7 protein-coding genes are annotated in these 8,432 nt (G+C 66.6%); 1 reads left to right on the forward strand and 6 read right to left on the reverse strand.

What is annotated here, in order from left to right:
• Nucleotides 1-16 precede the first annotated feature (16 nt).
• The 6 genes from hutG to DAD99_RS11295 all read right to left on the reverse strand — a co-directional run bounded on the left by hutG (nucleotide 17) and on the right by DAD99_RS11295 (nucleotide 7,058).
• On the reverse strand, nucleotides 17-982 hold the full coding sequence (hutG, locus tag DAD99_RS11270; protein WP_185261652.1) for a formimidoylglutamase: 966 nt from the start codon (nucleotides 980-982) through the stop codon (nucleotides 17-19).
• Nucleotides 979-1,734, reverse strand: coding sequence for an IclR family transcriptional regulator (locus DAD99_RS11275; protein WP_193341604.1), 756 nt, complete (start codon nucleotides 1,732-1,734; stop codon nucleotides 979-981). Before DAD99_RS11275 ends, hutG begins: the two co-directional genes overlap by 4 nt.
• Before the next feature lie 204 nt (nucleotides 1,735-1,938).
• Nucleotides 1,939-2,751 carry a bifunctional allantoicase/(S)-ureidoglycine aminohydrolase gene (locus tag DAD99_RS11280; RefSeq protein ID WP_185261650.1) on the reverse strand — a complete coding sequence of 271 codons (813 nt, stop codon included), beginning with the start codon at nucleotides 2,749-2,751 and terminating at the stop codon, nucleotides 1,939-1,941.
• Nucleotides 2,752-2,761: 10 nt separating this feature from the next.
• Entirely contained in the window at nucleotides 2,762-4,039 is a 1,278-nt protein-coding gene (locus DAD99_RS11285; RefSeq protein WP_193341605.1) for a DUF6986 family protein, read from the reverse strand.
• Nucleotides 4,040-4,042: 3 nt separating this feature from the next.
• Complete coding sequence (gene aceB / locus DAD99_RS11290) at nucleotides 4,043-5,641, reverse strand: malate synthase A (protein ID WP_185261648.1); 1,599 nt, start codon at nucleotides 5,639-5,641, stop codon at nucleotides 4,043-4,045.
• Nucleotides 5,642-5,657: 16 nt separating this feature from the next.
• Entirely contained in the window at nucleotides 5,658-7,058 is a 1,401-nt protein-coding gene (locus DAD99_RS11295; RefSeq protein WP_185261647.1) for an NAD-dependent malic enzyme, read from the reverse strand.
• Nucleotides 7,059-7,278: 220 nt separating this feature from the next.
• Here DAD99_RS11295 and DAD99_RS11300 point away from each other — a divergent pair, with 220 nt between their 5' ends.
• On the forward strand, nucleotides 7,279-8,034 hold the full coding sequence (locus DAD99_RS11300; RefSeq protein WP_185261646.1) for an IclR family transcriptional regulator: 756 nt from the start codon (nucleotides 7,279-7,281) through the stop codon (nucleotides 8,032-8,034).
• Nucleotides 8,035-8,432: the final 398 nt, after the last annotated feature.

Consider the following 8,432-nt stretch of genomic DNA (forward strand, 5'->3'; position numbering starts at 1 on the left):
GGAAGCGGACGTCCGGCTACGCATGCCGGTGTCCGGATCGCTCGGTGGCGATGGTGTGGATGAGGCGTGCGGCCGTGCGGGCGGTGCGGGAGTCGACGTCGAACCTGGGGTTCAGTTCGACGACGTCGACGACGGTGAGCTTGGGGGAGCGGGCCAGGTGACGGCATACGTCCAGGACGACGGAGAGGGGAACCCCGTACGACGCCGGTGCGCTGACACCGGGGGCGACGTACGCGGGAAGGACATCGAGGTCGATCGTCAGGTAGAGGACGTCCACGGAGTCGATGAAGTCCTGCGTGAACTGCCGGACCTGCTCAGCCCTGGACTCGGTGCATTCCTCATCCAGGAGGTACTTGACGCCGAGGTCCCGGGCTGTCTGGAACAGTGCCTCGGTGTTGCCGGGCTGGCTGATGCCCAGCACCGTGTAGTTGAACCCGTGGCCTCGGGCTTGCTCGGCCGCGGCCACTTGCCGGAACGGGGTGCCCGACGACGGGACTTCCTCGGCGCGCAGGTCGAAGTGCGCGTCCAGGTTGATGATGCCGACGCGGCGTCCATCGGTGACCTGGCTTGCGCGCAGGCCCGTGTAGGTGCCGAAGGCGGTTTCGTGGCCGCCGCCCAGGATGACAGGCAGGTGGCCTGCCTCCAGGGCCTGGCAGACGGCCGCGCCGAGGCGCTTCTGGCCGTCCTCGAGGTTTCCGTCCACAACGCTGGTGTCGCCAAGGTCATGGACCAGGAGGTCCGCCGGTGCCGCCATGGGGGCGAGGGCGGAGCGGATGCTTGCAGGACCGTCGACGGCGCCGACCCGGCCTTTGTTCCGGCGGACGCCTTCGTCGCTGCGGAATCCCAGGAGTGCAATCCCGGCAGCGCCGGCCTGGGCAGCGCCGGCCTGGACCGTGTTCACTGCGTGGTGCCAGCGCCGGTGTTCCGGGCCGGGGCCGTCGTCGCGGCCCGTCCACGTGTGCTGGATGGTGGGGTTGGTCATCGGGATCCTTCTCCATGTCCGAGCGCCAATGCGGCGTCACGGGTGCTTGCTATGAGTTGCTTTTCGCGCCGGATCGCCCGGTCCGCGGGAGCCATGGTGCTGACGGCACCCAAAAGCCGGCCGCCGTCGTCGAGCACGGGGAAACTGACGCCCCAGACGCCGGCATCCACCGCCCCGTAGCTGAGGCCGAAGCCGCGGTCCTGGACGATCTGGAGCTCGTGGTTCAGGTTCTCTGCGTCCTCCTGGCTCAGTCCAAGGCCAGCCACGATCCTGCCCTGTTCCTGGGGGTCCAGATGTGCGAGCAGGGCCAGCGCGCTGGCGCCCCTGAGCAGGGGAAGTGAGCGGCCCGGAGAGTAGCTGCAGCGCAGCATCTGCGGGCCCTCGATGGCATCCACGCAGAGTGCTTCAGCACCGCGGACCACCAGGTAGGCGGCCAGTTCCTGGGTCTCATCGGAGAGCAGCTGTAGATGCTCCGAGATGCGGCCCTTGACCATGGCTTCCTGGTGGAAGTTGGCGGCGAGGCGGAGCGTTTCCGGGCCGGCGCTGTACTGGCCGCGGCGCCGGGTCTGCGCTACCAGCCCGGACTGCATCAGGAGTGCCAGGTGCCGGTATACGGCGCTGGTGGGGATGCCCGTCGTTTTGGTGATCTGGGCTGCAGTCAGGGTCCGGTGCCGCGCGAATTCGAGCAGGATGTCGACGAACCGTGAGGCGTTGCCTTCCAATATCACGGAATGGCTTGGATCTGTGTGCATAAAAGCGACGTTAGTGGCTGGCATCACAGACGGCCTTAAAAAGTTCCCATAGAGTGGGAATCTATTTTCCGCCGGGTGGGAATTGGCCGTTAAACGCGAAATCGCCGGAACCGTGTCCGGGTCGCCGCAAATTTGCAGCGACCCGGCATGGTTCCGGCGATTTCGGCGGCCAGCCGGTAAGGAGGCGGGCCCGTAAGGGACGGCCTAGGTGAGCTTGATCTGGCGGTTCATGTCCTTGTACAGCAGGTAGCGGAACTGGCCGGGGCCACCGGCGTAGCAGGCCTGCGGGCAGAAGGCGCGCAGCCACATAAAGTCGCCGGCCTCCACCTCGACCCAGTCGTTGTTGAGCAGGTACATGGCCTTGCCCTCCAGCACGTACAGGCCGTGTTCCATGACGTGGGTCTCCGGGAACGGGATGACGCCGCCCGGCTGGAACGTCACAATGTTCACCTGCATGTCGTGGGCCAGGTCGCTGGAATCCGTGAAGCGGGTGGTCTTCCAGGCGCCGTCGGTATCCGGCATCGCGGTGGGTTCCACCTCGGCATCACTGGTGACGAAGGACTTGGCCTCGTAACCCTCGAGCCGCTCATAGGCCTTGCGGATCCATTGGAAGGAAACGACGTCGTCTGAGACGTTTTCCAGGCCCCAGGTGGCACCGGCGGCCAGGTAGGCGTAGCCGCCTTCCTCAAGCTGGTGCAGTTCGCCGTCGAGCGTCAGGTTGACCTTGCCTTTGGTGACAAAGACGACACCTTCGACGCCTGCCTCGAACTCGGCCTTGGGGGCGCCGCCGCCGGGGCCGATCTCAACGATCAGCTGCGAGAAGGTGGTGGAGAAGCCGGAAATCGGGCGGGCGATGATCCAGGACCGGGTGTTGCTGAAACCAGGCAGGGTGCTGGTCACGATGTCCGTCATGACGCCCTTGGGGATGACCGTGTAGGCCTCCGTGACGATTGCCCGTTCCGTGGTCAGGTGCGTCTGCGGCGGCAGTCCGCCCTGCGGGGTGTAGTACTTGCCCATCAAGGGATCCTTACTTCGAAGTGGAGTGTGCCAGCCGCGGGTGCGCCAGTGCGGTCAGCTGGGAAAGTTCGACGCCGGCGAGCGCCTGGACCTCTTCGGTCCCCACCGCGCCGCACTGGACGCCGCGCAGGACAAAGGCGGCCAGGGCCCGGGCGGTGGCGGGTTCGTCCATGACCCCGCCTTCCGTGTGGTCGACATAGTTGCGGAGGCGTGCCGCGGCGGCCGGGAGGCCCTCGCGGTAGAACGCATACGTGGCTGCGAACCGGCTGGGCAGCTGGGCGGCGTGCAGGTCCCAGCCCTGGTAGTAGCCCCGCTCCAGCGAACGGCGGACGAGCCGTCCGTGCAGCTTCCAGGCATCCTCGACGGCGTCGCCCACCGGGATGATGTTGGTGGAACCGTCGGAGAGCCTGATGCCCGTTCCGGCGACGGCCAGCTGCATGACTTCCTTGGCGAAGTCCGCCACCGGGTGCTCCATGGACTGGTACTCGGCTGAGATCTGCAGCGACGCGGAGTAGTCGTAGGTGCCGTAGTGCAGGGCGCTGATGCGTCCCGGAACCACGTGCGGCAACTGCGCCACGGGGGAGGTGCCGTCCGGCCCGAGGATCAGCTGCGGCGTTTCCACCTGTACCTCGAAGCGGAGCCGGCCGGCGGGAAGCCCGTGGACTTCCTCCAGCCGGGACACCGCAAAGTCCATCGCCTGGACCTGGGCCACGGTGGTGACCTTGGGCAGGGTCAGGATGAGCCCGGCAGGCAGTTCGCCGGCCTGCGCGAGTGTGGAGACGAACAGGTCAAGGGTCTTCAGGCCGCGGGCCCTGGTGGGCGCCTCGAAGCACTTGAACCGGATGCCGATGAACGGGGGCGCGGTGCCGGCGGCAACTGCTTCGCTGACAGCCCGGGCCGCCGCGACCGCTGCCGCGTCCTCCGCTTCGTCGCCGCGGTCGCCGTAGCCATCCTCGAAGTCGAGGCGCAGGTCCTCGATCGGTTCGCTTTCGAGCTTCGCCCGGACCCGCGACGCTACGGCCCCGGCGAGTTCGGCGTCCTGGCCCAGCAGCGCGCCGAGCTTCTCGAACCCGCCGTGCGCCTCCGCCGTCGTGAGCGCCTGGGCGCCCCAGTCGGCAGCGAACGATGGCGTGAAACGGTCCGCCGGCACGTACACGGTGTGCACGGGCTGGCGGGTGCCGTCGTCGCCCGGGTAATTGCGTTCCAGCAGCTGGTCGGTGGCGGCCAGCTGTGCGTCGATGGCGGCAAGGTCCGCCGCGGAGAGCGACGGCGTGGGGGAGACCGCCATGCCTCAGCCCACCAGTTCGTAGGCCGGGGTGGTGAGGAAATCCGTGTAGTCCTCGGACAGGCAGATCTCGGCGATCAGCTTGCTGGCGGGCTGGTAGTACCGGCGGAACGCCTCGTCCCCGAATTCGGTCCGGAGCCGCTCCGTTTCCTCGCCCAGGATCTTTTCCACCAGTTCCCGGGTGACGGTGTTTCCGGTGTCCGCGAGAACGGACTTGTTGCGGATCTGCTGCCATACCTGCGAGCGGGAGATCTCGGCGGTGGCGGCGTCCTCCATCAGGTTGTGGATGGCTACGGCACCGTTTCCGGAGAGCCAGACCGCGGTGTAGGCCACGGCGACATACAGGTTCAGGCGCAGCCCGCCTTCGGTGACCTGGCCGTCGGCCGAGGCGATGTCCAGCAGCTGGTCCGCCGTGACCGAAACTTCGGGGCGCTGCTTGTCCAGCTGGTTGGCGCGCTCGCCGAGCACGCCGTCGAACACCTCGCGGCAGGTGGGGACCAGGTCCGGGTGGGCCACCCAGGAACCGTCGAACCCGTCGTTAGCCTCACGGGTCTTGTCCGCGCGGACCTTGGCGAAGGCGGCCTCGGTGACCTCCGGGTGGCGGCGGTTGGGGATGACGGCGGCCATGCCGCCCATGGCGAAGGCACCGCGTTTGTGGCAGGTCTTCACCAAGAGCTCGGTGTAGGCGCGCATAAACGGTGCGGTCATAACCACCGAGGCGCGGTCCGGGAGCACAAACTCCTCGCCGGCGTCGCGGAAGTACTTGATGATGCTGAACAGGTAGTCCCAGCGACCGGCGTTCAGGCCCGAGGCGTGGTCCCGGAGTTCGTAGAGGAACTCGTCCATTTCGAAGGCGGCCGGGATGGTTTCGATCAGCATGGTGGCGCGGACGCTGCCCTGCGGGATGCCGAGGAAGTCCTGGGCGAAGACGAACACCTCGTTCCAGAGGCGGGCCTCGAGGTGCGATTCCATCTTGGGCAGGTAGTAGTACGGGCCGTGGCCATTGAGCAGCAGCTGCTTGGCCGTATGGAAGAAGTGCAGGCCGAAGTCCACCAGCGCACCCACGGCGGGTTCGCCGTCGATCAGCAGGTGCTTTTCCGGCATGTGCCAGCCGCGCGGACGTGCCACCACAACGGCGAGCGGGGCGTCAGTGCGGAGCTTGTACTCCTTGCCGTCGGGCGACGTGAAGGCCAGGGTACCCGTTGCGGCGTCACGCAGGTTCAGGATGGCGTCGATGACGTTGGCCCATGTGGGCGTGCTGGCGTCCTCAAGGTCCGCCAGCCATACCTTGGCGCCGGAGTTCAGGGCGTTGATGGCCATTTTGGCCGGAGTGGCCGGGCCGGTCATCTCGACGCGGCGGTCCCGCAGCGCGGCGGGTGCCTCGGCGACCTTCCAGTCGCCGTCGCGGATTTCCTGCGTCTCCGGGAGGAAGTCCAGGCGGCTGGTGCGGGCGACGCCGTCGCGCTTGACCTGGCGGGCCTCGAGCAGCCCGTTGCGCGTGCCGGCGAAGCGCCGGTGCAGCTCCTCCAGGAAGGCCAGGGCCTTCGGGGTGAGGATCTGTTCCGCGCGGTCGACCGGCTGGCGGTCGGTGACAGTGATAGCCATATTCGTAAGTCCTTATCTAGAGAGCGCGGGCTGCGTTTGCGTGCGCAGCTGCCGCAACCGCAGCAGCCACATCGGCGGCGACATGAGGATCGAAGACGCTGGGGATAATGTAGCTGGCATTGAGCTCGTCGTCAGCTACCCGGTTGGCAATCGCGTCTGCGGCGGCTACCAGCATCTCCGGCGTGATATCGCTGGCACCGGCGTCGAGCAGTCCCCGGAAGAAGCCCGGGAAGGCCAGCACGTTGTTGATCTGGTTGGGGAAATCGCTGCGGCCCGTGGCCACCACGGCGGCGTGCCTGGACGCGATGACGGGGTCGATCTCCGGCGTCGGGTTGGCCATGGCGAAGACGATCGCGTTCTCGGCCATGGCGGCAACCTGCTCTTCGCCGATCACGTGCGGGGCACTGACACCGATGAAGACGTCGGCGCCGGTCATGGCCTCGTGCAGGGTTCCGGAGAAGCCTTCCTCGTTGGTGTTCGCGGCAATCCAGGCGCGGTGCTCGTCGTCGTACTCCTTGCCCGAGTGGATGGCTCCGGAGCGGCCGGCGGCAACGATGTGCTGCGCGCCCTGGGCCTTGAGGAGCTGGATGATGGCCGAGCCTGCGGCGCCGACGCCGGAGACAACAATGCGGACCTCGGAGAGCTTCTTGTCCACCACGCGCAGGGCGTTGTGGAGGGCTGCCAGGGTGACGATGGCGGTGCCGTGCTGGTCGTCGTGGAAGACGGGGATGTCGAGTTCGTCGCGCAGGCGCTTCTCAATTTCAAAGCAGCGCGGCGCCGCGATGTCCTCAAGGTTGATGCCGCCGTAGACGGGGGCCATGGCCTTGGCGATCATGATGATTTCTTCGGTGTCCTGGGTGTCCAGGCAGACCGGCCAGGCGTCGACATTGGCGAACTGCTTGAACAGTGCGGCCTTGCCTTCCATGACGGGCAGGGCCGCGGCGGGGCCGATGTTTCCCAGGCCCAGGACGGCCGAACCGTCGGTGAGGACGGCGATGGTGTTGCGCTTGACGGTCAGGTTGCGGGCCGCCGACGGGTCCTCCGCGATGGCGAGGCAGACGCGGGCGACGCCGGGCGTGTAGGCACGGGACAGGTCGTCACGGTTGCGCAGGGCCACCTTGGGGACCACCTCGAGCTTGCCGCCGAGGTGCATCAGGAAGGTGCGGTCCGAGACGTGCTGGACCGTGACGCCGTCGAGCGCGTTCAGGGCATCCTTGACGCGGGCGGCGTGGTCGTCGTCGGTGGTGTTGCAGGTGACGTCCACAACGAGGGTGTCGTGGTGGGATTCCGTGACGTCAAGCGCCGTGATGGCTGCGCCGGCTGCGCCAACGGCGGCAGCGAGCTCACTCGTGGCGGTGAAGCTCGACGGCGCCGCGACGCGCAGGGTGATCGAATTTCCGGGGCTCGGGTTCGCCATTGAATTTCCTCCTCGTTGGGTCCGTTGCCGGACCACTCGTGCAACCAAATGTTTTCGTATTATGGATATTATTATCTACAAAGTGGAAATGCAACCCCCTGATGGTCATGTTTGGGGACATCGCCTGGGGCCTGCTTGTGCTGTATGTTGAGTGTTCTAAGCAACTCTTTTCACGATGTGGATAAGAGATGTCAGAATCTGAGCCATAGGAGACAACGGAATGGCTGAAAAAGCCTCCGGAGGCGTGCAGTCCGTCGAGCGCGTCTTCGAACTGCTGGAACTCATCACAGACGCGGGCGGTGACGTGACGCTCAGCGAGCTCTCCTCCTCCACGGATCTGCCCCTGCCCACCATCCACCGTCTGCTGCGCACGTTGGTCTCGCTTGGCTATATCCGCCAGCTGCCCAACCGCCGTTACGCACTGGGCCCCCGGCTGATCCGGCTTGGCGAAGGCGCCAGCAAGCAGCTTGGAGCCGTGGCCCGCCCGCAGCTGAAGAACCTCGTGGACCGCCTCGGCGAAACCTCCAACATGGCCGTCCTGGACTCGGACATGGTCATCTATGTGGCCCAGGTGCCGTCCATGCACTCCATGCGCATGTTCACCGAGGTGGGCCGCCGTGCCCACACGCACGACACCGGCGTGGGCAAGGCGATCCTGGCCCAGCTCGACGACGAGGTGGTGCGCGGCATCGTGGCCCGCACCGGCATGCCCACCCCCACGGCCAAGAGCATCGGCGACATTGATGCCCTCCTCGCCGATCTCAAGCTGATCCGTGAACGCGGCTACTCCATCGACGAGGAAGAGCAGGAACTCGGCGTGCGCTGCTTCGCAATGGCCGTGCCCAACGCGCCCACCCCTGCCGCCATCTCGGTCTCCGGGCCGATCAGCCGCGTGGACCAGAGCTTCGCCGACCGCGCCGTGCCGCTGCTGCGCCAGGCCGCGATGGCCATCTCGGCGGAACTCAACCAGAACTGACCCGCCCGACTCCAACAGCGCGAACTGGCAGGTAATGCCCTCAGCTTCCACATTTGAGGGCATTTCCTGCCAGTTCGCGCTCTTGCGTGGTGGCTGTGACGCTAGCCCGGATTTTTCATGATGCTCGGGTTGGCCGTCGGGTTCCGGTTTGATTCTGGTTCGGGCTGATTTTCTGGTTTTGGGTGTGCTGGCAGGGCCTGGTGTCGCTGGTTGGGCGTCGGGTTCCACGTCTCCGATGGGTCGTGCTGGTGGTTGAAGGGCTGGCCGAGTGGTTCTCAGGCCAGAAGCCGGTCCTGTTGTCGGAGGCTGTTTTTCAGCTCGGTTATAGCGGCCAGGAGCGTGGTGATCGTTTCGGTTTCCGGTGCTTTGTCAGGGATCAGCAGCCGTGTCCGCCGGGC

This window comes from Pseudarthrobacter sp. AB1, assembly GCF_014926485.1.
Lineage (GTDB): Bacteria > Actinomycetota > Actinomycetes > Actinomycetales > Micrococcaceae > Arthrobacter.